Source organism: Gottfriedia acidiceleris (assembly GCF_036421055.1).
Taxonomy (GTDB): Bacteria; Bacillota; Bacilli; order Bacillales; family Bacillaceae_G; genus Gottfriedia; species Gottfriedia acidiceleris_C.
The window spans coordinates 253,405-279,746 of the sequence record NZ_JAZGQS010000004.1; the positions used below are offsets into that span (position 1 = coordinate 253,405).

Genomic DNA, 26,342 nt, shown 5'->3' on the forward strand with positions numbered 1-26,342 from the left:
AAATTTAACTTGTTAGGATATAAATAAGGGAGGCGTCATATGGCTTGGGTTGAATCTTTACAAAAGGCAATTGATTATATTGAAGACAATTTATTAAACGAGTTAACGATTGAAGAAATTTCTAAACAAGCTAATTCATCTGTTTTTCATTTTCAGCGAACATTTTCAATTTTAACTGACATTAATATAGCTGAATATATTAGACGAAGAAGATTGACACTAGCGGCCAATGAATTAACAACTACTGATCATAAAATAATTGATATTGCCTTGAAATATAGGTATGACTCTCCTGAGGCTTTTGCAAAAGCGTTTAGAAGGCAGCATGGTGTAACACCAAGTGAAGCAAGAAAGTTTATTGGGAATCTAAAATCATATAACCGCCTCGTTATTCAGGTGAGTTTGAAGGGAGCAGAACCAATGCAATTTAATATTGTTGAAAAAAGTGCTTTTCAAGTAGTTGGAGTGAAAAAAGAGTTTTCTTATTTGAATGATCAACAACAGCAACTGATTCCAAAAATGTGGGAAGAGGTTAATGAAAATGGTACAAGTGATCGTTTGTACGAAATTAACAACGGTGACATTAAAGGTGTTTTAGGTGTGTGTATGATGAGTGAAAAGCAAAAATCAAAAAATCTAATTGAATATTGGGTTGCAACCGAATACGAAGGTGATGTACCAGAAGGTTTTTATTATCATGAAATTCCTGCATCAAAATGGGCAGTATTTGGTGTTCGCGGAGCAATGCCACTCGCAATGCAATCGGCATGGAAGAAGATTTTTTCGGAATGGTTTCCTTCAAGCGGTTATTCACATGCAGGTATCCCAGAATTTGAACTATATCCAGAAGGAAATCCATTTAGTGAAGATTATTATACTGAAATTTGGATTCCGGTAAAATAGATCCGATTTTTAAAACCGAAAAAAAGATATAAAACAAATTCGATTATTTAGTTTATAATATGTTCGAAATTAATTGATCTACAATCTGATTAATTTAAAGAGTTAGATTACGCTAAGTAAAGGCTATTTGATTAGGGTTTACCGCAAACATTTTTTGCTGAATAAGTTGATTGGAATGGAGGGATGATCGACTCCTATGGGATTAGCGGGAAGGCTAAGACCCCGCAGGCTTGCCGAGGAGGCTTAGGTCTCGCCCCATGGAAAGCGAGCAACATGTATTGGAAATCAACATCACTCTACTCCTTTTACGAAAAATTGATAATTAATTGACAAGGTAGTTTTTCAACAACGTGAAAAAAAGGTGCTTCTTAAGAAAGCACCTTTTTCTTTTATGTAAGGATTTATCCTCTTAATGCTTCTAACACTTCTTGTGCTTTGTAGCCTTCAGAGAAGTCTATGATTGTAGCTTTTTCACCTTTTAGAGCTTTTACTAAATTGTCAATTAAAGAATCAGCTAAAGTTTGATCGGCTTCAATTTGTTGAATTGGCTCGCCGATTTTTCCTCCTTCTAAATTAGCCCAATTTACTAATGAAAGAGTTCCTTTCGAACCGTATGCTGTAAATTTAATTTCTTCTTCACCTGCAATTTGGCTTAAGCCATCTATTAAAACAGGAGTGCCATCTTCTAATTCTAAAAAGGCGATAATTCCATTTTCGGAAGCAAGAGGATCAGCGGGATATTGAATATGTTTCGTGCCTAATTTCATTTTACCAAAAATCTTTTGAATTTGTTGAATATAATGTACACCAACCTCTAATACGTATCCGCCTTGTTCTTTTGTAGCAACCCATTCATTTTGTTGCCATAGTCTCGGCCAATTAGGAAAACGCATCTTTAATTCGATTCTTCTTACGTCGCCAACATATCCCGATTTTATAAGGCTAGCAAAAGATTTACTACCGACATTGTAGTTTAATGGAAAGTTCATCGCATGAAAAATACCTTTTTCTTTAGCTTGAGTATAAAGTCCTAGAGCTTCCTCTGTTGAGTTTGCCAAAGGCTTTTCACAAAGCACATTAATTCCTTTTGCGATTACATCTGTTACTACTGAATAGTGATATTTTGGAGGTACAGTAACATAAACGAGATCAAGTTCAGCATTTTCAAGCATCTCAAGATGATTTGTAAAAGTTAAAACTGATTCTAATTGGCTACTTGTTTGTTGAACTCTTTCTTCTAATGTGTCACATATTGCGACTATTTTTGTTTCTTGGTTGTTTGAAAATAAAGGAATTAATCTTTGTCCAATTGCGCCAAGACCAATAATCCCAACTTTTATCATGAGAAAAACACCTTTCGAAATAGATTTATATTGTAATTATAGTAAGAAAAATTAAATAATTAAAGAATTAGCTACCATGTTCATAGCTTATTAAATTTAAGGTCCTATAAATTGCTCATATAAAAATAATTTTTGAGTAAAAGTTTTGGGGATTACCAAATTCAAAAAGATTTTAGACACAGAAAGAGAATATAAATCATCGATAAGTAATGGAGGTGACTTTATGGAGAATAAGCCTTTGTATTATGATGGTAGTGGGGGATGGAGAAAAATTAATTCAATCCGAAGTTATAAAAAAGCGAATGAGTACGGTTACTGAAGTAAGAAAAAATTTAACTGGTAATCCGTTTGTGATTGATTGGAGTCAAGTTAATGTAGCTGGGAAATGATCTTTATTTGTGCTTATTTGTTCTTATTTGTTCTCAATTGAGAAAGAACACATCAATTATTAACAAAATAATGAATTAAAAAATTGTTTATCCCAGATGATTTATTAAAATTAAAAAAGATGTCCAATAAGTTAATAAATAAAACAAACTTAAGAGACATCCTTTTTAATTAAAGATTATTAACAGTTTCCATCAATGTCGCAGCTTAATGAAGACTGCTCAACAAGTTTTTGGTTGTTTAATGCTTGAATAAATGCTTCTTTACTTTGAACACCTTGTAAAACTTGGTCACCAATTATAAATGTTGGTACGGCATTTATAAAATTAGGGTTTTGGATTGATGAGTCATACTTTGTATTTGATACAGCTTCTATGAATTGAGAACGGTCTAAGCCAAGTTTTTCAGCGATATCTGCCAATACGTTTACTTCACCAATTTCTTTACCTTCTGTCCAAAAGTCTGCTAAAACTGCTTGAGCATATTCAGCACCTTTTCCATTTTCTTCTGCGAATAAAAAGCCTCTATGAGCTTTTTTAGTTGAAGGGTGGGGATCCATAGTTGGTAATATCATCTCAACACCAAGTTTTTGCGCAAGTGGCTGAACGCCGAATTTCCATCCTTGTTGAATATAAGAACTATTTGGACTTAAAGGTTCAGCTCCTTCAGGTCTTAATTGGAATGGTTTCCATTCAAGCTCTACATCGCTAACTTCTTTAATTGCGTCCTCAAGTGGTTTTTTTCCTAAATAGCAAAACGGACATACATAGTCCGAATAAATTGTAACTTTCATTATGAAACCTCCTAAATCAATTAAAGAAAGTATATACAATTTTAGAACTAAATCTCAATTTTTTAGCTTCAAATTAGAAAACTTTTTAAGGAAATAACTGTTCTACAAGTAAAAAAAGAAATAGAGTATGAGAGCTCTATTTCTTTAAATCATTAGTAGATTGATCATCAGGTGGTGGATTTGTTCCAATACTAGCAGTTTTCAAATTAACAAATGAGTTTAAAAAATATTTTCTTCTTAAAAGTAAAACGAATAATAGTAAAAGGCCACAGATTGATGTGAAAATCATTCCTGTAAGTAATCCACCTATATACATGAATGTATCCATTTGTGATGTAAATAGTGACCAAACTAATATAGAAAGGATTCCATCTGCTAAAACAATGGCAAGGGATACTACTAAATACGGTAAAAATTGTCCAGTTTCTTTTGTTTTCTTTGAAGCATATTTATACCCAATTGGTACAGATAAAAAGATGATAAAACAATAGAAGAGTAATATGAAATCTCGAATTGACATAGTATCACACCTAACTTTTTTGTTGGTACTATACTATATGCAGAATATTCATATAATTGGACAAGATTTTTTTTATTTACCAATTTTTACTTTTTTCTTTTTAATTTCTGCTTTTTCAGGCTTTGTAGGAGAGAAGTTATCGAAATCCTTTTTTGTTTCTGGTACTTCGATATGTCCTGTTCTTATATTTGCTTTATATAAATCAACTTGTTCTTTTGTGTCTTTATTTAAATTCTTATCTGTTTTTGCAAGATCAACGCCATTTTCTTTTATACCCCATCTCAAAATGCGTCCGCCTTGAAAGTTCCCTCTTAATTTCTTGGTGATGACTTCATCTACGCCCTTATCAATTCGTTTAATTGCGGATGTTAGGGTGACATTTTCAGGTAATCCTTGTTTATATTGATCCCTGTCAACACCAATTACCCAAACCTTCTTACCATTTTTCTTTAATTTTTTAGCTTCAGTAAATACACCTAATCCTGTTTTACCTGCTACTTGGAAAATGATATCTACACCTTTATCATTGTATAAGGATTTTGCTAATTTACTTCCCTCAGCAGGTTTATCATATGAATTTGCAAATTCGGTCAATACTTTTATTTTTGGATCGACGGACATAATACCTGCTTTAAATCCGTATTCAAACCTTTTTATAAATGGATCCTTTGTACCACCGATAAATCCAATTTTATGAGTTTTAGTGTTCATGGCTGCTGCTATACCGGCAAGGAATGCTGATTGCTCTTCACGATAGGTAACACTTACGACATTTGGTTTTTCAACAATCCCATCAATTATGACAAAATCAGATTTTTTTTCTTTACTTGCAACTTCAGAGATCACTTTTTGAAATGAATAGCCTATTCCAAATGTTAAATCATATTTCTTCTCTGCATACTTGATTAATTCTTTTTTTGCAGCTTTGTCTGTTGGGGCATCAGTTTTTACGTAATTTTTATTTTCCTTCCAACCATGTTTCTTTCCAGTTTTTATAATTCCATCCCAAACGGCTTGATTAAATCCTTTATCGTGAATTTCAGTTTTACCCATAACAATTCCAATTTTAAAATCACTTTCTTTTTCTTTCTCCGATGCACTGATATTATTATTTCTATTTTCACAGCTAGTTAAAGCAATGCTAGCAATTAGTGAGACAGTGGCGATTTGGAAAAAACGTCTTCGCATTGTTTTCCTCCATAGATTATTTTTAAAAACTAAGCTCTATTGTGTAAATTTCCCAATCAATTCATAAATCATTCTTTAAAGTGTTGGCATTTTTATATACAAGTGGTACTGTAACAATTAGAAATGATTAAGATGGAGGCATTAACGTGAAGCTTGTATTTTTAGGAACGGGAGCAGGAATGCCATCAAAAGGTAGGAATGTAACAAGTATTGCATTACAGCTTTTAGAGGAAAGAGGAGCGACTTGGCTTTTCGATTGTGGTGAAGCAACACAGCATCAAATATTACATACGTCAATTAGGCCACGACGAATTGAGAAAATTTTTATTACTCATTGTCATGGCGATCACATCTTTGGATTGCCTGGATTATTAAGTAGTAGAACTTTTTTAGGTGGAGAAGATTTATTAACAATTTATGGACCTAAAGGGTTAAAGGATTATGTAGAGACTAGCTTTAAAATTAGTGGTACTTATTTGAAATATCCGATTCATTATGTTGAAACTTCTGAAGGGATCGTTTTTGAAGATGACCAATTTATTGTTCAAGCAGTAGAACTTGAACATGGAATTCAATCATTCGGTTATCAAATAATTGAAAAGGATTTACCTGGAGAATTGAACGTTGAGGAATTAAAGAAAATTGGTGTAAAACCAGGGCCAATTTATAAATTCCTAAAAGAAGGGAAAACAGTAACTTTAGAGGATGGAAGAATTTTAAATGGAAATGATTTTATTGGACCTTCAAAAAAAGGTCGACGCATTGCAATAGCAGGGGATACTCGTATAACTGAAAAAAGTAATATGCTTGCTAGAGACATGGATGTATTAGTTCATGAATCAACCTTTGCAGACGATGAAACAGCTCATGCATATGATTATTTCCATACAACAAGTACTCAAATTGCAAATGTTGCTAAATGTGAGGGAATTAAAACTCTCTATTTAACGCATATAAGTGCACGCTATCAAGGGGAAGCTTCAAAAAAATTATTAGATGAAGCACGTGAAATCTTTGATCATACATATATAGCGAATGATTTTGATGAATTCGAAATTACAAGAAACGATTGAATTTTTCAGTTAAGATGCATCAGCAGAGCTTTTAAAAAGTTGGTAAGTGTACATAAAAGAATAGTTTAGAGACATGATATAAGTATTCTGTGTAAAAGGAAGGTCATGGCTTTGAAACAGTTAAAAGTTATCCTTTTATTTATTTTTGGTTTCCAATTTATTTTTTACAGTTCAATTAATGCATCAGCTGAAAGTAAAAATCGATATTATTACGAAAAGCAAGGTACTGCAATTTGGGAAGTACCCGTAAAAGAGAAAGTAATAGCAATTACATTTGATGATGGGCCCAATGATGACTATACCCCAGAAGTGTTAGATTTGCTAAAGAAGTATAACGCGAAAGCAACATTTTTTTTAGTCGGTGAGAGAGTTGCGAAATATCCTGAAGTTGTAATGAGAGAAATAGAAGAAGGGCATGAAGTTGCGAATCATACATATACGCATGCTAGACTTCAATATTTAACTGATGAACAAATAAGAGATCAATTACATAAAACTCATGATGCCATTATAGCTGCAACTCATGTCGAACCAGTATTATTTAGACCACCATTTGGTTATTATAGTGAGCGTTCGATAAATACTGTGCATGATCTTGGCTATTTAACTGTTATGTGGTCTTGGCATCAAGATACATTTGATTGGCAAAATCCTGGAGTATATAAAATCGTATCAAATGTATTAAAAGATACTAGAAAAGGAGATATTGTTCTTTTCCATGATCACGGAGGGGACCGTAGTCAAACAATCGAAGCACTGAAGCAAATCTTACCGGCTCTTCAAAAGCAAGGCTATCAGTTCGTAACGGTATCACAACTATTACAATTAAAAGCCGGTGTTAAACTTCCTAATTTTTAGTCAAAACCAGATCAATGGATTATCCAAATTGGTCTGGTTTTTTATTTGTCTTGCTTTTCTACTTCTTAAGTCTGATATAAAACCATTCCTCAGGCCATTATTCCGAAATAAAAACTTGTATAAGATAAGAGTATAAGTTGAAAGGAGGCGACGAGGTCATGAAGAAGTTCTTAACTTTTATCCTCGTACTAATATTAATTGGAGTTGCTTTAGCGAATTTAGGTGGCTTGATTACTTTAGCACTTGGATTAGTAATCACATACTTCAGTTTTAAAAAGTTTATGAAAACAGATTCGATTTTAATGAAAATCATCTGGACAATTATTGGATTAATCGGTTTATCGATTGCAATAAGTGGTCTTCCTTCTTTAATAGGTGCTGCAGCAGCAATTTTGCTTTATTACCTATATAAAGATTATAAAAATCAAAAAAAACTTAAAGATGATGAATTTAATATTTATGATGAAAATTTCAACCCTATAAAATAAGAGGAGTGTATGAAGATGAAAAATTTATTTACTCGTATTAAAAATCAAATCTCAGCGGATTTACATGGCTTATTAGATGAGAAAGAACAACAAAATCCAATCTTACAATTAAATTACTTCATTAAACAATCTGAAAGTGAATTAGGAAAAGTAAGGGGATTACTTGAAAGACATTATTCATTACGTACGAAATTCCAAGTCGAACGTGAAGGAGCACTTCAAATGGTGCAAAAACGTGAAGAGCAATTAAAGGTTGCAAACGAAGCTGGTGCAGAAGATCTAATCAAACGTGCAACTGAAGATCTAGCTTTTTATAAAGAGCAAGCTGAAAAGTTTGTTACGTTAATCGCTAAAACAGAAGAAGAAATTAGCTTTATGCATGAGCAAGTTAATCAAATTGAAAAAAAGTTAAAAGAGCTTCATACGAAAAAATATGACTTAATGTCTCGTCAAAACATGGCTCACGCGACAAAAAAAATAAATGAAACTCACCATTTACTTAATAGTAAAATGCCATCAATTGACTTCAACTACTTTGAAAAACAAATTCGAGATTTAGAGCTAAGAGTTCGTTCAGAATTTGATCTTCAATCATTTGATTACAAAATTGACTTATTAAAAAAAGAACTGACAGATAAAGTAAAGCAAGAAGCATAATCGTTTTAAAGAGAAGAGATCACCTATCTCTTCTTTTTTTGTGGATTTAAAAAGGAATAATTGCAATTTTTTTAACTGGAGAAGATAGTGTAGTAGATTTCCGCTACATGAGGTTATTAAGTAAATGTTTAAGATAAGCATTAGCATTTTAAGAAAACCCATTATGGGGAAGTAAAATACAAGAAAATGTAATCTAAGGGCCTCATGGACCAGATTTTTTGTTTAATTTGGAATAAATTTCTCTTTTAAAAATATAGATATGATGTTGACTTTTAATAGAAATATAAATTTATTTGAAAATTTAGAATTAGTTTATGAAACAAAAAAGGTACATTTTGAGAAAGGGCGAATTAATTATGAAAGGCTCCGAGAGCGTTTTAAAAGACATTGTTATTTAGCACTTAAGATTCGTAAGATTCCCACATAATTACAACAAAAGATCCTACATTTAAGGAGCGTATAAGGAGGTTTTTAGAATGTCAATCTTTGGGGTGAGGGGCTTTTAATCGATTCTATTTATGTAACAGTGCTTTTAATAAAAATCATGCGACTTAATGGAGTTTTTGTAAATGTGTTTATAAAAGAGAAAAATTAAGAATGATTAGTAAAATAAATTTTGAAAGTAGGGTTATGATTGAGAATTAAAGGTAATATCGTAAAAAAACATGATGTAGTTCATTGTATGGTTTCAACTGAGGCACAGTTTGCATGGGATCTTTTAAAGAAAACAAAATATCGATGTATTCCGGTTTTAAGTGAAAACGATAAAGAGTATGTTGGAAATCTTTATCGTGTTGATTTAGCTGAGTATTTAGTAGATAACGATTCTTTGCAAGGCAAGACCGTAAATGATTTTGTGCGTAAAGAATGTCCACCAATACAGGAGGATTCACCATTTTTCAAAGTATTCTTTACGATTAAACGTTTTCCATATTTAGCAGTTGTAAATGATCTAAATGAATTTGTTGGAATTTTAACGCATAAAACAGTTTTTGAATTATTAGAAGAAGCATGGGGACTGAAGGACGGCGGTTATTCATTAACTGTTAGTACGATGGAACATGAAGGTGCATTAGCTAGATTAGCTAAGCTTGTAAATAAATATTCTAATTTGAAAAGCTGTTTAACACTAGATAGTGATTCGGTTTATCGAAGAATTTTAATTACGCTGCCACCAACTATAAGTGAAGATGATTATAATAAGTTGAAAAAAGAGATCATAAAAAAAGAATTTCATATTATGCATGAAGAAGTTGCAACAAGTCAAGCTACTCTAAAATGAGTAAAAAGAAGAACAAAGGGATCATTATTTGGTCCCTTGCTCTTTTTTAAGTTTCATACTAGTTTGAAAGGCTTAGACCTCGTTAAACCCTTAATTTAGCTTTTTATGTACTTCGTGATTTGATTCTTTATTTTTCTTTAATGAATCGAATTTTAATAGTAGGAGAGTTGATACTTTTTGAGGGTAGCTAGGTGGTTTGCCCTTTGCTTCTACCATTGAATTGCCAACAACATAACTGATTGTTAGAAAGCCAACAATTAAAACTAGCGTAACGATCAAAGCAATTGTGATGAGAATACGCTTAATACTTGCTCGTAATACACTACTGTTTGTAATTTTCATCAGAAAACTCTCCCCCTTAGGACAACACAGTTACCTGTATCATTTTATTACCTATAGAAGAGAGTCATGACAAGCTAATTAAATTTTATTAATTTTTTCATATTCCTCTTGGATTTCACGTGATCGAACAGTTGCTTCAATAAAGCAATTTAAAAATGAATTAGCCACTTCGCGGTCTTCAAGAACAGATATTCCAGCTTGAGTAGTGCCGTTTGGGCTTGTAACTTTCTTCCTCAATGTCAATGGAGATTTATTCGTTTCTTGAAGCATTGAAATCGAACCCATTAAAGTTTGTTGAATAAATGGCTTGGCAATATCACGATGGATGCCTAGTGCCATTGCAGCTCGTTCAAATTGTTCGATGACATAATATATATAGGCTGGACCACTACCAAATAATCCAGTCATTGCATGTAATTCGTCTTCTTCAACTTTTGCGACAATACCAACACGCTCAAATAATCTTTTTGCTATTTGCACTTTTTCAAAAGGAACTTCATCTGGATAGGCAAGTGCTGTAGCAGATTTTCTAACCAGTGAAGACGTAGTAGGCATTGCACGAACAATATTCAGATTTTCATTTCCTAGTAACTGTTTAATTGTATTGATTGTAACACCTGCTACTAAGGAAATAATTAATTGTTTTTCATTGAAAAAATTTTTAATTTGATCAAGAGCGACTGTAACATCTTTAGGTTTCATCGCTAAAAAAACTACACTTGAACCTGAGATTGCTAGCTGACGGTTAGTAGTAGCTAATACACCATATTTTGTATGTAAACTATCTAAACGCTCTAAATCCTCCCTATTCGTGATTGCAATTTGATCACTCTCAATATATCCACTATCAATTAACCCTGCTATTAATGCTTCTGAAATACTACCTGCACCTATAAACGCAACTTTTCCTAGAAACATTACACTCACCTCACTCTATTGTAATAGCTATTTATATTAGAGAAATAAATGCTATATTCCTTGTTGACATATTACTTTTTATATAATTTTTCAAAAATATTTTTAAATAATTTTTAGTTGAAGGAAAAATATTAAGGAGAAAAGAAACATTTAAGAAATTTTTCTTAGCTTTGTTTCGAATAATACCTTTTCTGATCCCCGTGTTTTTTTGTAAACTCTAGATTCTCACTTTACATTAATGTAAAATTCTAATCATCTTTGTTTGTATTTTTTTAAATGTATATTAGAATTAACTGTAAGAAGATTCAGATAAGGAGGAATAAGTATGATCCCTGAAGATAAGATTCACCAAATTACACTCCCGGTACCTTATGCAATGAATACAGTAAATGTTTTTTTAGTTGAAGGAGATTTATTGACCTTAATTGACACAGGAACGAATACGCAAGATACGTTAGCTGCACTTAAAAGTGAATTAGATAAATTAGGGTATAATTTAGAAGATATTGAACAAGTCATTTTAACTCATCATCATCCAGACCATGCAGGGCTATTAGAGGAGTTTAATGAGGATGTAAAAATATTAGGTCATGAACGAAATATTCCATATTTAACGCAGGACGAATCATTTTTAAATTACTATAATGAGTACTTTATTAAAAATGCGCTATTATACGGTGTACCAAAAGAATATGTAAAAAGAATGCCACGTTCAACAGAGAAAATGCCATATACTAGTATTCGTTCTTTAACTCATACGATAGATGAAGGCGATCGAATTGAAAGTATTTTTGGGTTGAAAGTATTGTACACACCTGGTCATGCAACTTCTCACATTTCTTTAATTAGTGAGGATGATGGCATTGCATTCGGAGGAGATTTATTATTAGATAAGGTTTCGTCAAACCCAATTATAGAGCCGCCATTAAATGGTGAAACCGAACGTGTAAAACCATTATTACAATATAATGACTCTTTACAAAGAATCGCAGAACTTCCCATTTCAAAATTATATACTGGACATGGTGATCCAGTTACAGATATTAAAGGGTTAGTAAAAAGTAGATTAGATAAGCAAAAGGCTAGAGCTGAAAAAGTATATGAAATGATAAAAAAACAACCGTTAACTGCATATGAAGTTTGCCAAATGTTATTTCCAAAAGTTTATCAAAAGCAACTTTCACTTACTTTATCTGAAACAATTGGTCAATTAGACTACTTGGAAAACTTAGGTTTTATTAGTTTAAATGAACGAAATGATGGTATACTTGAGTATAAAACGAATGAGCATTCAGTCAGTCAATAATAGAGGTGGGAATTTTTGAGGTTAAGTAACCAAACGGTAGTCATAACAGGTGCTTCTAGTGGTCTTGGGAAAGATTTAGCTTTAACTGCAGCAAAACAAGGCGCTAATATCGTCTTAATTGCTAGAAGAGAAACAGAGCTAAAAAACTTAAAGGCAAAAATACAAGAAGATTTTCCAGTTAAATGTCATTATTTTGTTGTAGATGTGACAGATGAAAATGCAGTATACGATGCATTTCACCAAATCGAGGAGCAATTTGATGGAATCGATGTTTTAATAAATAATGCAGGGTTTGGTCTATTTCAAACCGTTGAACAAATGTCACTTCAAGATATGAAGCAAATGTTTGATGTCAATGTATTTGGAGTGATGATTTGTTCAAAGCTTGCCCTTACGTCTATGAAGCTGAAAGGGAAGGGACATATTATTAATATCGCTTCTTTAGCTGGTAAGATTGCGACTTCGAAGGCTGCAGCATATGCAGGTTCTAAGCATGCAGTGCTAGGATTCAGCAATGCCCTAAGACAAGAAGTTGAAAAAGACGGTATCTATATTACGAATATAAATCCAGGTCCGATGGATACACCGTTTTTTGATATAGCAGATGAGACAGGATCGTATGCAAAATCTGTTCGGAAAATGATGCTAGACCCTGAAAAAGTTGCTTCAAAAGTTATTTCTTTAATTGGTAAAAATGTTCATGAAATCGATTTACCTTCATGGATGGGATTTGGAGCAAAAGTTTATTCAGTATTCCCTAAAGTAAGTTATTATTTAATGATGAAATTCGGAAATAAAAAATAACAGAACCAGTTCATAAAGACTACTTAAATGAAGATAGAAAAAGGAGCTAAGGGAAGTAATTTTCTCGAGGCTCTTTTTATTTATCATCCTATAAATAGACAAAAAATTTATTTATATGAAGTGGATATTAGGTTTTGAAAACCGCCTTTACCATGAAATTGTCAGCTATTTTAAACTGGATTCTTTTAATACTTGCTTGTGTTTTAAATATTGTAAGTGCAATTGGGCTCTTAGGGAAAATAGACTTTAATGGATCATTTAATTATGATAAATAGCATTTTTTGAATGACCTTTTAATGATTTTAAAAGTTAAGATGTTAGAGCAATTTCATTAATTCAATAACACTAGAAATGATTTTTTTAGAATTTAAAATTATTTTAAGTCGTGTCCGAGCAGAAGAAATAGATGCAGTAATTGGGGAGTATATAGACCCCTCTGCTTTGTTATGCACAGATACTGCTACGAACTATAAAAAGTTTGCTTTGGATAAAGGTCTAAAACACGAAACAATTAATGTCAGTAAAGAAGGGTATGTGAAAAAAGGTATATACCATGTTCAGCATGTAAACAGCTTCCATAAACGTCTGGGAGATTGGATGGATAGATTTCAAGGAGTAGCCACTAAATACCTTTATAACTACCTATTTTAGTTCAAATTCTTACAACAGAATAAGAAGTTAGCTATCAAGGATAGAGTGAAGGGTATGATGTTAGGTTCTTGTCAAAATCCTAATTACATTACAGTTAAATATTTACGAGAAGTTTAAATGTAGTTGAATTGAAAAAGCCATATCAATGATATGACTTTTAAAGAATTACAGATTGTTTTTAAGTAATGAATAGACGTAGGTATCGTGTGCAGAACCATTTTGATACATATATTTCTTCAATACTCCTTCTTTTTGAAATCCAATTTTAGTTAACAAATTATTTGATGCTTCATTATCAATAAATACAACTGCACCTATTCGTGTTAAATCCATACCATCAAAGCCATATGATAGAACTTTTGATACTGCTTCTGTTGCATATCCTTTTTTCCAATGCTCAGGATGGATTTCGTATCCTATTTCTGCTCTTTTGTGTTTAGGTAGCCAAGCATTAAAACCAATTGTCCCAATTAACCCTTTGGTCCCTTTTATTTCAATCCCCCAACGTATGCCTCTTTTTTCATTATAATTTTTTGAAAAAAAATCAACGAATTGTTCAGCTTGTTCTTTATTCTGCAATGTGTCTTGCCCATAAAATTGTGTTACATTATCGTTCGAAAAACAAGTAAAAATACTTTCTGCATCTTCTTTTGTTATTTCTCTTAGTAATAGTCTTTCTGTCTCTAATACTGGAAACATTATTACAACTCCTTTTTTATTCAATAACATTATTCTGCTTTATTCTACAAATAGGAATATTTTTCCTTCCAAAATTTATATTTTTTAAAAGCAACAAACTTTACGAAAAGAGCCTTTAGAAAACAAATTTGATTGTTTAGTCTACTATATGTTCGATATTAATTGATCTACAATCTGATGAATCTAAAACAGTTAGATTACGCTAAGTAAATGTATTTGATTAGTGTTTAACGCACACATTTTTTGATGAATAAGTTGATTGGAATGGAGGGGGGCTCGACTCCTATGGGATATGCGGGAAGGCTAAAGACCCCGCAGGCTTGCCGAGGAGGCGAAAGAATCTCGCCCCATGGAAAGCGAGCATTTGGCGGGCAGTCTGAGACCACATTTTTGTGGTCTTTTTCAATTGAAATCAACATTCTTTTATTCGAAGTAAACCCTATTATTTTTCATTAGTCTAACTTCATGCGCTTTCAACTATATATATAGAAATGAGATCTAAGTGAAAGATGGTGGGATCGTATGACTAAAAGGGATTATTTAATAAAACCACTTGTAGGTGATCATTATCCGACAATTGATCGAGGAGAAACTATCTACCTATGGGACAAGCAAGGTAAGAAATATATTGATGGTTCTTCGGGTGCAGTTACTGCAAGTATTGGTCATGGTGTTAAGGAAATAATTGATGAAATGGTAAAACAGGCCTCTAAAGTGGCGTTTGTTTATAGATCACAGTTTACGAGTGAGGCGGCAGAGCAATTAGCTGAAAAAATAGCTCAGCTAGCACCTGGAGATTTAAACTGGAGTTTTTTTGTTAATAGTGGTACTGAAGCAACTGAAACAGCTATGAAAATGGCAATACAGCATTTTCAAGAAAGAGGAATTGATACGAAAACGAAGATTATATCAAGGAGTATGAGCTACCATGGAATCACCATCGGATCCTTATCGATGTCAGGGCATCCTTTACGGAGGAAACGTTTTACTAGTTTACTAGAGGATTATCCAATGGTTGAAGCGCCGTATTGCAAAAGATGTCCATTTGAATTAGAGCCTGGAAATTGTGGTTTACTTTGTGCGACTGCACTTGATCGTACAATTCAGAAATTAGGTCCTGAAAATGTAGCAGCCTTTATAGCTGAGCCTATTGTTGGTGCGGCAGGATCTGCGTTAACTCCCCCTATAGGGTATTATGAAAAAATTAAGGAAATTTGTGATAAGAACGATGTGTTATTTATTACGGATGAAGTAATGACAGGAATAGGTAGAACTGGAGAAATGTTCGGAATGAATCATTGGAATTGTGTGCCCGATATATTAGTTCTTGGTAAGGGTTTGGCGGCTGGTTATACGCCAATTGCTGCTGCAATTGCTAGTGATCGTGTAATGCAACCAATATTAGAAGGTAGTCGACTTGTTATGAGTGGACATACGTTTAGTGCGAATCCTCTCTCTGCAAGTATAGCTTTAGCCGTTTTAAACTACGTCGAAAAAAATGGATTAGTACAAAATTCTAAAATACAAGGTGAAAAGATTAAATTAAAACTAAAAGAATGGCAGAAAGAGTATCCTTTTCTATTCGATGTCAGGGGAGAAGGATTACTGATCGGTATAGAAATAAATGAAGATTTCTTTGATTGTAAAAGTGTAACAAATCGTGTAATTGAGATTGCAAAAAATCATGGATTATTACTGTATCCGTCTGTTAGTGGCCCATATGGAAGATCTGAAAATAGTTTCTTGCTTTCTCCACCTTTAGTCATTAAAGATGCGCAAGTCAATGAATTACTAACTTTATTGAAGGAAGTTTTTAATGAGCTAAATCAAGAAGCAAAGGAGATCGAATAATGGCAATCAATACTTTCGGGAAAATCATTCGTATTGAAGAAGCTTTGCTTTATTTTAAAGATGAGATGGTGTTAATGTTCGGTGGCTTTGGCGGAATCGGTAATCCACCAACATTAATTAGGAGCATTTTAGAGAAAGGCGTGAAAGATCTTACTCTAATTGGAAATGATACGGGTTTTCCTGATGTAGGGATCGGACAATTAGTGACGGCTAAAAGAGTAAAAAAAATGATTACAACTCATATCGGATCAAATCCGAATGCTGGAAAACAAATGACAGATGGTACGTTAGAAATAGAGTTCAGTCCTCAAGGTACATTTATCGAACGGATTCGAGCGGGTGGAGTTGGATTAGGTGGGGTTTTAGTGGATATCGGGATTGATAGTGTAATAGATGTTGATAAACAGAGAGTGAATGTATTCGGAAAAGAGTATTTAATTGAAACGCCTCTCATTTCAGATGTTTCAATTGTATATGCGAAGAAAGCAGACCCTTTTGGGAATTTAGTTTTTGATAAAAGTGCTCGCAATACGAATCCTTATGTAGCAATGGCCGGAAAAATCACAATTGCAGAAGTTGATGAAATTGTTCCTTTAGGAGCATTAGATCCTGAAGAAATTATCGTACCTGGTGCTTTCGTTAACCACATTGTTCAGTCGGAAGGGGTGAATTGGAAGTGGGTTTGGGAAAAATAAATGCTAGGGAAATGATGGCAAAACGTGCAGCAAAAGAAGTAAAGAGCGGTATGATTGTGAATCTTGGGATTGGAATTCCTTCACTTATCCCCAATTACTTACCAGATGATTGCCAAGTAATGTTCCATGCAGAAAATGGCGTGTTAGGTTTAGGGCCTACTCCACAAAAAGGTGAAGAAGATGAAAATTTATGTAATGCCGCAGGATTGCCTGTAACACTAATTCCAGGTTCAAGTTATTTTGATAGTAGCATAGCCTTTGCCATTATTCGAAAAGGTTTATTAGATTTAACAGTACTAGGTGCTCTCGAAGTCAGTAAAAATGGTGATTTAGCCAATTGGATTGTTCCTGGTAAAAGAGTGCCAGGAATTGGTGGAGCAATGGACTTAGCTCAAAAATCAAAAAAAGTAATTGTTTTAATGAACCATACAAATAAAACTGGTGACCCTAAAATAGTTTCTGAATGTACACTTCCACTTACATCTCCAAGTTGCGTAGATTTAATTATTACCGAAATGGCTGTAATTGAAGTAAAAAAAGAAAGTGGAGAGCTTTGGTTAAATGAAGTAATGTCTCCATATTTAGTCAGCGATGTGATTGAGAAAACTGGTGCTCCACTATTTGTGAACCCAAATGTTATTGTTCATCGTTGGGAGTGAGCAAAATGGATTTGAAAGCTAAAATTAGTGACTATATTCATAAAAATAAGAATAAGGCAATTGAATTACTTCAGAATTTAGTTCGTGAAAAAAGTATTTCAGGAAATGAAGCTGCTGCACAAAAAATTGTCTCAAATTATTTACAGAATCTTGGATTAGTGGTTGATCGATTTGAGCCGTCAATTGAGGAATTAACAAAATCTCCTTTTTTTATTTCAGAAAGAACTTCATTTCAATACAGTCCGAATATTGTTGCAATTTTAAAGGGAACCGGAAATGGTAGATCGATCATATTAAATGGACATATTGACGTGGTTCCTGAAGGTGAAATCAGTAGTTGGGAGCGCCCTCCGTATAGTGGTACAATCGTAGGGAATCGCTTATATGGTAGGGGAGCAACAGATATGAAGGGCGGAAATGTTGCTGCATTATTTGCGATTGAGGCAATAAAAAAATTAAATATCCCACTTAAAGGCGACATCTATTTTGAAAGTGTAATTGAGGAAGAAAGCGGAGGGGCAGGTACGCTAGCAACGATATTACGAGGATACGTTGCAGATGCTGTCCTTATTCCTGAACCAACTAAAAGTAAAATATTTCCGAAACAGCAAGGTAGTGTTTGGTTTCGAATAAAAGTAAAAGGGAAAGTTGCCCACGGTGGAACGAGATATGAAGGTGTTAGTGCAATTGAAAAAAGTATAATGGTTATTAATCATATCAATCAATTAGAAAAAGTTAGAAATACTAGATTGCTAGAAGATCCGCTATATAAAAATGTGCCAATTCCAATTCCGATTAATATCGGAAAAATAAATGGGGGTACTTGGCCTTCCTCCGTCTCAGATTTAGTTACTCTTGAGGGAAGGCTTGGTGTTTCACCAAATGAAACGATTGAAGAAGCTAAACTTGAAATAACGAGGTGGCTTAAAACACTCTCATTAATTGATGATTGGTTTATTGAAAATCCTGTTGAGGTTGAATTTTTTGGAGCAAGATGGTTACCTAGTAGTATCGATCTTGGGCATCCATTTATGGAATCTCTGAAGAAATCCTATCAATCTGTTTATAAAAATGAACCGATTATTGAATCCTCTCCATGGGGTACGGACGGCGGACTATATTCACAAATAAAACAAATACCTACTATTGTGTTTGGACCAGGGGAAACAAAGGTTGCACATTATCCCAATGAATACATTGATCTAGACGAATTATTTCGTTGTTCGGAGGTTATTGCCTACACCTTACTAGATTGGTGTGGAGTAGATGAATAATGAAGTATTTTATCTAAATAAATAGATCACAAGTGAAAACTTTGTTGGGATATTTGTTTTGCTTATTTAATGAGCGGGATCATTTCAACATCATGGATAGATAAAAGAAGTTGCAGTCCTTAAATATTTTCACGGAAATAATTTGAGATTTTATACTAAATAAATTGTAAATAATTGATGAAACAGAGACGTTAGATTGAAGATGTTGATAGGATAAAACAAATTACGACTTTTAAAAGACTCGTCAAAAAGTGAGTAAAAGCTCTTTCAATTTTTGAATAGAAGGGATATTCAACCAAATTGACCTTTCAAAATGAACCAATAAATAGAAAGGCCCGTTACTTCATCACTAGTAACGGGCCATCTTTTATTAATCGAAAAGTTAAGCAATTGATTTAATTAAACTAGGTAAAATATCTTTTCAATAGTAGAAAATTAATAGAAATAATGATAGTTAAAATGGAAATTGGAACACTAAATAGTAAAAAGATAAAAGGAGGATTTAAATGCGAAAGATAACTTTACTTTTTCTATGTCTATTTTTGTTGACACAGCTGCCAAAAAAGACACATGCTGCGGACAAAATTCCAATTTTAATTTATCATTCCATTGATGAGTTTACTGGTCACGGAGTAAGAGATTTGTTTGTCTCACCAGACAATTTTGAAAAGCAAATAATCTATTTACGTGATCATGGATTTACGCTTTTAACTTTTGAACAATGGGGAGAGCGAAATAACGTAAAGAAACCTGTATTTATAACCATTGATGATGGTTATAAAAACAACTTAAACGTGTTAAAAATCTTTCAAAAATTGAAATCGGATACGTTTACACCAAGAGCAACGATCTTTGCGATATCAGACTATATAGGATGGCCGGATCGTCTTTCTAGCACGGATTTAAAAAAGATGTCTGATACAGGGATGTTTTCAATCCAATCGCACTCTGCAACACACCCGGATTTAAGGAAGATTGATGATTATAAGCATGAGTTGAAAGATTCCAAAGATAAGATTCAATCAATTACTGGAAAAGCTGTGATAGCCCTCTCGTATCCTTATGGTTATCATAATGATAAAGTAATTGAGGAAACAAAAAAATACTATAAATTTGCAGTGGCGACAGATCCTAAATATTTTCTAGAAAAGGGTACAAAGAATGAAGACTATCTTTTACCTAGAATCTATATTAAGTATGACACTACGATGGATGAATTTGCTAAGATTGTAGAAGGACAGGCTAAGGTAATTGTAAATTTTAGAGAAACTGAGACGATTTATTACGATTGAAATAGGGGTACTCATAAGTCTTTGAACATTAGACTCTATGAGTTATCCTTTTTTATTGTTTAATTAGCTTAAAGATATTTGCTTAGTTAATGATTATTTTTTCATCAATTATGGGGAAATTTACCTTTTTTTTTACTTTGTCGATAAATAGGAGGTTTGTGAATAGTTTGTCTCATGGTATGATATAGTAAGTGATAGATTAATGAGATAGAAAAGGTGATTAAATGAGAGCAAATCCATCACAAAGACCATCACCAAAAATGAGGTCAGTATGGAGAATTACATCACTACTTAGCAGTATCTCTTTAGTTGCTTTACCAATTATCTATTATTTTCTTATGAGATATTTTTCACTTCCCTTCTTTATTTTAATGATTATTATAGGTGTCGTAATAGCGTTAATTATTTTTTTAACTTTATTTTTACCTACACTTAAATTGAAATATACTGCATATGAGATTTATGAAAATGAGTTAGAAATTCAAAAAGGAATATTTGTTATTAAACGAATTGTAATTCCTATGGTTAGAGTTCAACACGTTACGACAGAAGTAGGACCAATACTGCGTCGATACGGTTTATCTACAGTGAATATTTCCACGGCTGCCACCACACATGAAATTGAAGGCTTAGAACACCATGTCGCAGAAAAGCTTAGAGATAAAATTATCTACTTAGCAAGGATAAGTGATGATGATGTATGAGCCAAAAAGACAACATCCAGCTTATATACTTTCCGTATTTTTAGAGCAAATTAAAAACGTACTAATACCACTTATTATACTTTTAGTTTCAGGTGGGAAAGGGTCAATGTTTCAATATTTGTTTGCTGCTGTTCTAATCGTTTTTCCGGTTGCTTCAGCAATCATAAAATGGTATCGATTTACCTACTATATAACTGAAGATGAATTTAGAATTCGTTCTGGATTATTTGTCATCGAAAATACATTCATTCAAAAAGAACGAATTCAGTCTTTTTCAATTAATGCTGGATTTATTCAACAGCTTTTTAATGTGGTGAGCGTACGAATTGAAACAGCTGGTGGGAAAAAAGCTGAAGGCATATTAAATGCAATACCTAAAGAAGTGGCACTTTCATTAAAAAATGAAGTATTAAACTCTAAAAAGAAAAAAGTAGGTTTGGTTGTAGCTGAGGAAAATAGTGTACAAGCAGTACCTTTAGTAGATATAAGTTTAACAATTGAAACGAGAAAACTTTTTTTAGCTGGGATCACTTCCTTTGAAGTAGGGCTAGCTTTTGCCGTATTAGCATCATTATTTTCACAAATTGAGGATTTACTTCCACATAGTATTTATGTGGCAATATATAATCAAATACAAACATTCACTTACATGATGTTTTTCATTGTATTTTTAGGTAGTTTATTACTTTCCTTAATTTTTTCAACCATACGATACATATTAAAATTTGCAAACTTTACTGTCCAAAGAAAAGATGATCGAATTATTATTACTAGAGGGTTATTCGAAAAAAATGAATTTACGGTTTCTTTAAAACGAATTCAAGGGGTAGTTGTAAAAGAAGGGATTCTTCGTCAATTGTTTGGCTATTCTACCGTTTACGTCGAAGCTGTCGGAATGGGGGATAAGCAGGAACAAGGTAGACATGTTCTCCATCCATTTATTAAAACGAAGGATGTCCACTTATTCCTAAAAAATTTTATTCCTTCTATTAACTATGAAGAAATATCAAACCGAGCACCAAAAAGAGCTCGAAAAACATATTATTCAAGAATGATTATTACTTTTGTTCTAATAGCGAGTGGAGTAGTATTACTTCCATTTGTTCATTTCTGGGCTTATGGGATTGTTTTAATCGGTATTTTTATTGCTGAATTAGGATTTAGAAATGCAGGCTATACATTATTAGATCGAACTGTGATCATTCAGTCTGGTTATTTCTCAAGAACAACTGCGATTTTACCAAAAGAGCGAATACAAGTATTAATCGGTGAACAAAGTTTCCTTCAAAAAAGAGTAAAACTAAAATCTATCTACATTACGATTCTTTCGAGCCAATTTGGTCGTACTTATCAGGTTAAACATTTAGATGAAAAAGACGTAAATCGGATGATTGGTTGGTTTAGTTAATACCATTTTGAACAATCACAAATTGAAAAAAGAAGACGTGTATACATTAGTGTAAGCACGTCTTTTTTTAACGCTTAAATTTTATTTTTTCTATTAGGAGGAAAAGAACTTGGGGAAAAGAATATTTGTAGGAATACTCCTCTTAACCGTGTTTGTAACAGTTTTACATACATTGTGGAATAAACCTGCACCATTAAAGCATGGAGTGATTGATGATGTTGGCCATCTTCTTCCTACTAAAATTGATCGTATAGTCAAAGGAAAGGAAGTAGATCAATTAAAGAAAATTGTAATCGATGCAAAAAAACAAGGTAAGACAGTTTCAATTGCAGGCGAGCGACATAGTCAAGGAGGTCATACATATTATAAAGATGGTGTGGTGATTGATTTAAAAACATTTAATAAGGTTGAAAAAGTCGATCCTGTTCAAAAGACAGTAATTGTTCAAAGTGGTGCAACATGGGGAGATATACAAAAAGCGATTAATCCTTATCATCTTGCCTTAAAGGTAACTCAGTCACAAGAGATATTCTCAGTAGGTGGTTCATTAAGTGTGAACGCACATGGTCGTGACATTCGGAATCACTCATTAGCTAGTACTGTTAATTGGTTTACATTATTAACACCAGAAGGGAAAGTAATTAAAGTAAGTCGTACTGAGAATAAAGAATTATTCCCGTATGTATTAGGTGGATATGGCTTGTTTGGAATTATTTTGGAAGTAGAGTTTCAACTAACAAATAATGAATTATATCGAGTAGAAACAAAAACGATGGATTATAAGAAGTATCCAAATTATTTGAACAATAATGTTTTAGAAAACCAAAATGCAAGAATGCATATTGCTAGGATTTCTGTAGCACCAGATAGTTTTTTAGAAAAGGTTTATGCAATTAATTATATGGCAACATCCCGTAAAATGACCGATTCAGATGAAGAGCTGAAGGAAGATCATTCCGCTTTTTTGCCGAAGCTTGCACTAGGTATGTCAAGAACTTCGGATATTGGTAAAGATCTTTTTTGGGATTTTCAATATCGCTTTATTCACTCCCTAAATGGAAACTATGAATCACGTAATAATGTAATGCGTTCTGAAAGTAAGTTTATGGAGTTCGATGACCGTCAAGATACACAAGTTTTACAGGAATTTTTTGTACCTGTAAATGAATTTACTCGATATATTGATGATGTTAGAGAATATCTACAATTTGAAAATTTAAATATATTAAATATTACGATTCGATACGTTGAAAAAGATGATGAAACAGTCATGAATTATGCGAAAGATAATATGTTTGCTTTTGTTGTTTTGATTCAACATGGAAAAGATAAAGATTCTGTTCAATATGCAAAAGAAGTAATTCAAAAGTGGACTGATCTAACTTTGAAGCATGGAGGAACTTATTATTTACCTTATTATCCATATCAGTCTAAGAAACAAATGGTATCAGCATATCCAAAAGCACAGGATTTTTTCAATAAGAAAAAAGAGTTTGATCCAAATAGTATATTTATGAATACTTTTTATGAAAATTATGGGGAGTAATCTTATGAACCGTTTTTTAATTGCACTACTTAGTATTATTGGATTTAGCAGCTCTTTAGTATTTCCATACTATGTCCTCTTCTTAAGGAATATAGGAGATGCGTATGACATATTTAGTTTATTATATGGACTTTTTTCATTAAGTTTAAGTGTGGTTGTTTACTTTGGTGGCAGATTTGTTGACCGGGTTTCACCATTTTTATTAATGATATTCCATTCATTATTTTGCTGTTTATTGTTTTTTTCACTGCCTTTCATCGATAATATAAAAATTGTTTATATTGGGCAAGTTTTATTTGGAGGATTTACTGCATTATTCAAGATTGCTGAAAAGAAATTATTTTTGAACGCTTCATCTGATTTTTATAGAAGTTACTTATTTTGGACTTCTTTTGTAACAGCTATTTGTATTATTGGTATAGGAACTTTACTTGAATCAATTGACATTCAATTTATGTTTCATTTAGCGGCTTGGCTTTTCTTATTAAGTGCACTTGGTCTTTGTTATAAAATGATAATGAGCAAGGTGCAGACTAGTCTTAAGTAATAAAATTTATAATTTATGCCTTAGTAACACAACAATGTTTTGTTTTTTGTGGGTTTTTATGCGTAACGTTGTTATATCCTATTCATACAATGGAATTAATGAGAAATAGCAAGATTTACATATAAAGTGCTGATTTGTAATAAAAATAAAATAATAAATTTTAATTTATATATTGTTTAAGTAACGAAACAATGTTATATTAACTTTAATTAATTAAAGTATTTATGGAGACATTCATTACTTTATTTGAAGTTAAATTGTATGGAAGGAATGATAAAATATTATGAGACATGAGGAAGCTGTAGGTATTTTTTATGCTGCTTTTGTAATTTTAGGATTAACGATTGGTTTAGGTGTAGGTTATTTTACATCACATTTAATCGTAGGAGGATTTCTTGGTTTTGGAATCGGAATAGGTTTAGGTCTATTAAGCAATGCTATTTTATACATTAATAGAGACTGATTTTGACTTTGTGCTAATGATCGCCCAAGGTTAGCTCTTCAATAGAATAGGTGCCTCGAAAGATAAGCGCTTTTTAGTCAGTCACATAATTAAGCTAGCCTATGAATACAGTATTGAAATTAAAATTTTGCTTGAAATGTAAAAGGAGAGATTAAAATGCAAAAAAGGGAAACAAAATTGGTTCCTGTTATGATTGCGTTATTACTTGGGATTTTTTTCGCTTCCCTTGATAACACAATTGTTTCTACGGCGATGCCTACAATATTAAAAGATTTAGGTGGCTATGATAAATTTGTTTGGGTAACATCGGCTTACTTAGTTACAGAAATGGCTGGGATGCCAATTTTCGGTAAACTTTCCGATATGTACGGTAGAAAAAGATTTTTTATGTTAGGAATTATTTTATTCATTTTAGGTTCTGTACTTTGTGGGACGGCAAATTCTATTATTCAGCTTAGTATTTACCGCGCAATTCAAGGTATTGGTGGAAGTGCTTTAATGCCAATAGCTTTTTCAATTATTTGGGATGTGTTTCCTGTTGAAAAGCGTGGTAAAATGAGCGGTATTTTTGGTGCCGTTTTTGGATTATCAAGTGTTCTTGGCCCATTAATTGGTGCTTATATTACAGATTATATTAACTGGAGATATATTTTCTATATTAATATCCCTTTTGGACTTTTAACACTTGGTCTAATTAGTTATTTTTATATCGAATCGAAAAACCACACAAAGCAACAAATCGACTGGTGGGGTGCAACTACCTTTGTTATTAGTATCGTCTGTTTAATGTTTGCACTTGAACTAGGTGGAAAAGAATACGCTTGGGATTCTGTACAAATTCTTGGATTATTTGCTGGATTTGCTGTTTTCCTTATTATCTTTTTATTCATTGAACGTAAAGCAACTGAACCGATTATTTCGTTTAGCATGTTTAAATATCGTCTTTTTGCTGCTAGTAACTTTGTTGGATTATTTTATGGAGCGGCATTCATCGCTGCAACAATTTACATTCCAATCTTTATCCAGTTTGTTCAAGGTGGAACGGCTACAAATTCTGGTTTAGTTTTATTACCGATGATGGTAAGTGTTAGTATTTCTGCCTCATTTGGTGGAGCATTAGCGAATAAAACTAGTTATCGTAATATTATGGTCGTTTCAGTTGCGCTACTTTTAGCGGGTATTATTTGCCTAGGTACGTTAACCCCTGATACGACTAAATTCCAAGTAATCGTTTATATGGTCATCGTCGGACTAGGTGTAGGGGCATCATTCTCAGTACTTGGTATGTCTGCGATGCATCATTTTGATAATGAAAATCGTGGTTCAGCAAGTTCAACTAACGCATTCCTTCGTGCTTTAGGAATGACGGTCGGTATTACTGTTTTTGGTGTTATTCAACGAAATGTATTTACTGATAAAATTGCTGATGCATTTGCAAAAAGTGGCGCACCACAGGATTTTTCGAATATTAATCAAGCATTTACTCCTGAAGCTACCAAATTGATTCCAGCACCAATACTGACAAAAATTATTGACGTGTTCTCAACATCAATTGCTCATACATTCCTTTGGACATTAGTTCCCGTAGGATTAGCATTGATTTCAATTTTCTTAATGGGTAACGAGCGTTTATCAGATAAAGAAATGGCTAAGAGTAATGCGTCATAAATAGAAATAAAAAAGAAAGACCT

At 32.8% G+C, this 26,342-nt stretch carries 26 protein-coding genes and 1 pseudogene; 20 read left to right on the plus strand and 7 right to left on the minus strand.

All coding sequences use genetic code 11. The annotated features are described in order from the left end of the window. Positions 1 to 39: 39 nt before the first annotated feature. A complete protein-coding gene (locus RAH41_RS08425; RefSeq protein WP_331221819.1) occupies positions 40 to 903 on the plus strand; it encodes an AraC family transcriptional regulator in 864 nt (287 codons plus the stop codon). 401 nt (positions 904 to 1,304) lie between these two features. On the opposite strand, the gene RAH41_RS08430 is transcribed toward RAH41_RS08425, so the two are convergent. The 4 genes from RAH41_RS08430 to RAH41_RS08445 form a co-directional block, all read right to left on the minus strand. Further along, entirely contained in the window at positions 1,305 to 2,246 is a 942-nt protein-coding gene (locus RAH41_RS08430) for a Gfo/Idh/MocA family oxidoreductase (protein WP_331221821.1), read from the minus strand. 568 nt (positions 2,247 to 2,814) lie between these two features. Next, the gene (locus RAH41_RS08435) at positions 2,815 to 3,426 is read right to left on the minus strand and encodes a DsbA family oxidoreductase (RefSeq protein WP_331221822.1); all 612 of its coding nucleotides are present in this window, start codon (positions 3,424 to 3,426) and stop codon (positions 2,815 to 2,817) included. Positions 3,427 to 3,562: 136 nt separating this feature from the next. Beyond that, positions 3,563 to 3,946, minus strand: a complete 384-nt coding sequence (locus tag RAH41_RS08440; protein ID WP_331221824.1) for a hypothetical protein — start codon at positions 3,944 to 3,946, stop codon at positions 3,563 to 3,565. Positions 3,947 to 4,018: 72 nt separating this feature from the next. Continuing rightward, the gene (locus RAH41_RS08445; protein WP_331221825.1) at positions 4,019 to 5,134 is read right to left on the minus strand and encodes a BMP family protein; all 1,116 of its coding nucleotides are present in this window, start codon (positions 5,132 to 5,134) and stop codon (positions 4,019 to 4,021) included. Positions 5,135 to 5,280: 146 nt separating this feature from the next. On the opposite strand from RAH41_RS08445, the gene rnz reads away from it, so the two are divergent. The 5 genes from rnz (at position 5,281) to cbpA (ending at position 9,492) form a co-directional block, all read left to right on the plus strand. After that, positions 5,281 to 6,207 carry a ribonuclease Z gene (rnz, locus tag RAH41_RS08450; RefSeq protein ID WP_331221827.1) on the plus strand — a complete coding sequence of 309 codons (927 nt, stop codon included), beginning with the start codon at positions 5,281 to 5,283 and terminating at the stop codon, positions 6,205 to 6,207. Positions 6,208 to 6,312: 105 nt separating this feature from the next. Continuing rightward, entirely contained in the window at positions 6,313 to 7,065 is a 753-nt protein-coding gene (locus RAH41_RS08455; protein ID WP_419471577.1) for a polysaccharide deacetylase family protein, read from the plus strand. Between the two features lie 158 nt (positions 7,066 to 7,223). Beyond that, positions 7,224 to 7,553 carry a flagellar basal body rod protein gene (locus tag RAH41_RS08460; protein ID WP_097974594.1) on the plus strand — a complete coding sequence of 110 codons (330 nt, stop codon included), beginning with the start codon at positions 7,224 to 7,226 and terminating at the stop codon, positions 7,551 to 7,553. Between the two features lie 15 nt (positions 7,554 to 7,568). Beyond that, positions 7,569 to 8,210, plus strand: a complete 642-nt coding sequence (locus RAH41_RS08465) for a PspA/IM30 family protein (RefSeq protein WP_331221830.1) — start codon at positions 7,569 to 7,571, stop codon at positions 8,208 to 8,210. A 634-nt stretch (positions 8,211 to 8,844) separates the two neighbouring features. Further along, positions 8,845 to 9,492: a cyclic di-AMP binding protein CbpA gene (cbpA, locus tag RAH41_RS08470; protein ID WP_331221831.1), complete on the plus strand. Its 648-nt coding sequence runs from the start codon at positions 8,845 to 8,847 to the stop codon at positions 9,490 to 9,492. 90 nt (positions 9,493 to 9,582) lie between these two features. On the opposite strand, the gene RAH41_RS08475 is transcribed toward cbpA, so the two are convergent. Beyond that, positions 9,583 to 9,834, minus strand: coding sequence for a hypothetical protein (locus RAH41_RS08475; protein WP_331221832.1), 252 nt, complete (start codon positions 9,832 to 9,834; stop codon positions 9,583 to 9,585). Between the two features lie 78 nt (positions 9,835 to 9,912). Further along, positions 9,913 to 10,752, minus strand: a complete 840-nt coding sequence (gene proC / locus RAH41_RS08480) for a pyrroline-5-carboxylate reductase (protein ID WP_331221833.1) — start codon at positions 10,750 to 10,752, stop codon at positions 9,913 to 9,915. 325 nt (positions 10,753 to 11,077) lie between these two features. Here proC and RAH41_RS08485 point away from each other — a divergent pair, with 325 nt between their 5' ends. The 3 genes and pseudogenes from RAH41_RS08485 to RAH41_RS08495 form a co-directional block, all read left to right on the plus strand. Next, entirely contained in the window at positions 11,078 to 12,058 is a 981-nt protein-coding gene (locus RAH41_RS08485; protein WP_331221834.1) for an MBL fold metallo-hydrolase, read from the plus strand. A 15-nt stretch (positions 12,059 to 12,073) separates the two neighbouring features. Further along, positions 12,074 to 12,862: an SDR family oxidoreductase gene (locus tag RAH41_RS08490; RefSeq protein ID WP_331221835.1), complete on the plus strand. Its 789-nt coding sequence runs from the start codon at positions 12,074 to 12,076 to the stop codon at positions 12,860 to 12,862. A gap of 384 nt (positions 12,863 to 13,246) precedes the next feature. Continuing rightward, positions 13,247 to 13,630, plus strand: a pseudogene (locus tag RAH41_RS08495) (IS1595 family transposase); the annotation flags it as partial. Positions 13,631 to 13,678: 48 nt separating this feature from the next. Here RAH41_RS08495 and RAH41_RS08500 read toward each other — a convergent pair. Next, positions 13,679 to 14,212 (minus strand): GNAT family protein, encoded by a 534-nt coding sequence (locus RAH41_RS08500; protein WP_331221836.1) that lies wholly within the window; start codon positions 14,210 to 14,212, stop codon positions 13,679 to 13,681. A 522-nt stretch (positions 14,213 to 14,734) separates the two neighbouring features. Here RAH41_RS08500 and RAH41_RS08505 point away from each other — a divergent pair. The 11 genes from RAH41_RS08505 (at position 14,735) to RAH41_RS08555 (ending at position 26,319) form a co-directional block, all read left to right on the plus strand. Further along, complete coding sequence (locus RAH41_RS08505; RefSeq protein ID WP_331221838.1) at positions 14,735 to 16,063, plus strand: aspartate aminotransferase family protein; 1,329 nt, start codon at positions 14,735 to 14,737, stop codon at positions 16,061 to 16,063. Then, positions 16,063 to 16,758 carry a CoA transferase subunit A gene (locus RAH41_RS08510; protein WP_331221839.1) on the plus strand — a complete coding sequence of 232 codons (696 nt, stop codon included), beginning with the start codon at positions 16,063 to 16,065 and terminating at the stop codon, positions 16,756 to 16,758. Before RAH41_RS08505 ends, RAH41_RS08510 begins: the two co-directional genes overlap by 1 nt. 11 nt (positions 16,759 to 16,769) lie before the next feature. Next, entirely contained in the window at positions 16,770 to 17,417 is a 648-nt protein-coding gene (locus RAH41_RS08515; RefSeq protein ID WP_419471579.1) for a 3-oxoacid CoA-transferase subunit B, read from the plus strand. 5 nt (positions 17,418 to 17,422) lie between these two features. Next, positions 17,423 to 18,691 (plus strand): peptidase, encoded by a 1,269-nt coding sequence (locus tag RAH41_RS08520; RefSeq protein ID WP_331221840.1) that lies wholly within the window; start codon positions 17,423 to 17,425, stop codon positions 18,689 to 18,691. 506 nt (positions 18,692 to 19,197) lie between these two features. Further along, positions 19,198 to 19,983, plus strand: a complete 786-nt coding sequence (locus RAH41_RS08525) for a polysaccharide deacetylase family protein (RefSeq protein WP_331221841.1) — start codon at positions 19,198 to 19,200, stop codon at positions 19,981 to 19,983. Between the two features lie 224 nt (positions 19,984 to 20,207). Then, the gene (locus RAH41_RS08530) at positions 20,208 to 20,687 is read left to right on the plus strand and encodes a PH domain-containing protein (protein WP_331221842.1); all 480 of its coding nucleotides are present in this window, start codon (positions 20,208 to 20,210) and stop codon (positions 20,685 to 20,687) included. After that, positions 20,677 to 22,095 carry a PH domain-containing protein gene (locus RAH41_RS08535; RefSeq protein ID WP_331221843.1) on the plus strand — a complete coding sequence of 473 codons (1,419 nt, stop codon included), beginning with the start codon at positions 20,677 to 20,679 and terminating at the stop codon, positions 22,093 to 22,095. The genes RAH41_RS08530 and RAH41_RS08535 overlap by 11 nt, the downstream gene beginning before the upstream one ends. 109 nt (positions 22,096 to 22,204) lie before the next feature. Continuing rightward, positions 22,205 to 23,641, plus strand: a complete 1,437-nt coding sequence (locus RAH41_RS08540) for an FAD-binding oxidoreductase (protein WP_331221845.1) — start codon at positions 22,205 to 22,207, stop codon at positions 23,639 to 23,641. A 4-nt stretch (positions 23,642 to 23,645) separates the two neighbouring features. Further along, complete coding sequence (locus tag RAH41_RS08545) at positions 23,646 to 24,188, plus strand: hypothetical protein (protein WP_331221847.1); 543 nt, start codon at positions 23,646 to 23,648, stop codon at positions 24,186 to 24,188. 283 nt (positions 24,189 to 24,471) lie between these two features. Continuing rightward, entirely contained in the window at positions 24,472 to 24,651 is a 180-nt protein-coding gene (locus tag RAH41_RS08550; RefSeq protein WP_069033425.1) for a hypothetical protein, read from the plus strand. Positions 24,652 to 24,807: 156 nt separating this feature from the next. Further along, entirely contained in the window at positions 24,808 to 26,319 is a 1,512-nt protein-coding gene (locus RAH41_RS08555; RefSeq protein ID WP_331221848.1) for an MDR family MFS transporter, read from the plus strand. Positions 26,320 to 26,342: the final 23 nt, after the last annotated feature.

What these genes read in the sequence shown, in the direction of transcription:
- RAH41_RS08550 (WP_069033425.1), top strand. Translation starts at nt 24,472, where the DNA reads ATGAGACATGAGGAAGCTGTAGGTATTTTTTATGCTGCTTTTGTAATT.
- RAH41_RS08515 (WP_419471579.1), top strand. Translation starts at nt 16,770, where the DNA reads ATGATGGCAAAACGTGCAGCAAAAGAAGTAAAGAGCGGTATGATTGTG.
- RAH41_RS08535 (WP_331221843.1), top strand. Translation starts at nt 20,677, where the DNA reads ATGATGTATGAGCCAAAAAGACAACATCCAGCTTATATACTTTCCGTA.
- RAH41_RS08520 (WP_331221840.1), top strand. Translation starts at nt 17,423, where the DNA reads ATGGATTTGAAAGCTAAAATTAGTGACTATATTCATAAAAATAAGAAT.
- RAH41_RS08460 (WP_097974594.1), top strand. Translation starts at nt 7,224, where the DNA reads ATGAAGAAGTTCTTAACTTTTATCCTCGTACTAATATTAATTGGAGTT.
- RAH41_RS08435 (WP_331221822.1), bottom strand. Translation starts at nt 3,426, where the DNA reads ATGAAAGTTACAATTTATTCGGACTATGTATGTCCGTTTTGCTATTTA.
- RAH41_RS08430 (WP_331221821.1), bottom strand. Translation starts at nt 2,246, where the DNA reads ATGATAAAAGTTGGGATTATTGGTCTTGGCGCAATTGGACAAAGATTA.
- proC (WP_331221833.1), bottom strand. Translation starts at nt 10,752, where the DNA reads ATGTTTCTAGGAAAAGTTGCGTTTATAGGTGCAGGTAGTATTTCAGAA.
- RAH41_RS08525 (WP_331221841.1), top strand. Translation starts at nt 19,198, where the DNA reads ATGCGAAAGATAACTTTACTTTTTCTATGTCTATTTTTGTTGACACAG.
- RAH41_RS08555 (WP_331221848.1), top strand. Translation starts at nt 24,808, where the DNA reads ATGCAAAAAAGGGAAACAAAATTGGTTCCTGTTATGATTGCGTTATTA.
- RAH41_RS08510 (WP_331221839.1), top strand. Translation starts at nt 16,063, where the DNA reads ATGGCAATCAATACTTTCGGGAAAATCATTCGTATTGAAGAAGCTTTG.
- RAH41_RS08505 (WP_331221838.1), top strand. Translation starts at nt 14,735, where the DNA reads ATGACTAAAAGGGATTATTTAATAAAACCACTTGTAGGTGATCATTAT.
- RAH41_RS08455 (WP_419471577.1), top strand. Translation starts at nt 6,313, where the DNA reads ATGGCTTTGAAACAGTTAAAAGTTATCCTTTTATTTATTTTTGGTTTC.
- RAH41_RS08445 (WP_331221825.1), bottom strand. Translation starts at nt 5,134, where the DNA reads ATGCGAAGACGTTTTTTCCAAATCGCCACTGTCTCACTAATTGCTAGC.
- RAH41_RS08485 (WP_331221834.1), top strand. Translation starts at nt 11,078, where the DNA reads ATGATCCCTGAAGATAAGATTCACCAAATTACACTCCCGGTACCTTAT.
- RAH41_RS08530 (WP_331221842.1), top strand. Translation starts at nt 20,208, where the DNA reads ATGAGAGCAAATCCATCACAAAGACCATCACCAAAAATGAGGTCAGTA.
- RAH41_RS08500 (WP_331221836.1), bottom strand. Translation starts at nt 14,212, where the DNA reads ATGTTTCCAGTATTAGAGACAGAAAGACTATTACTAAGAGAAATAACA.
- RAH41_RS08425 (WP_331221819.1), top strand. Translation starts at nt 40, where the DNA reads ATGGCTTGGGTTGAATCTTTACAAAAGGCAATTGATTATATTGAAGAC.
- RAH41_RS08545 (WP_331221847.1), top strand. Translation starts at nt 23,646, where the DNA reads ATGAACCGTTTTTTAATTGCACTACTTAGTATTATTGGATTTAGCAGC.
- RAH41_RS08465 (WP_331221830.1), top strand. Translation starts at nt 7,569, where the DNA reads ATGAAAAATTTATTTACTCGTATTAAAAATCAAATCTCAGCGGATTTA.
- RAH41_RS08475 (WP_331221832.1), bottom strand. Translation starts at nt 9,834, where the DNA reads ATGAAAATTACAAACAGTAGTGTATTACGAGCAAGTATTAAGCGTATT.
- RAH41_RS08440 (WP_331221824.1), bottom strand. Translation starts at nt 3,946, where the DNA reads ATGTCAATTCGAGATTTCATATTACTCTTCTATTGTTTTATCATCTTT.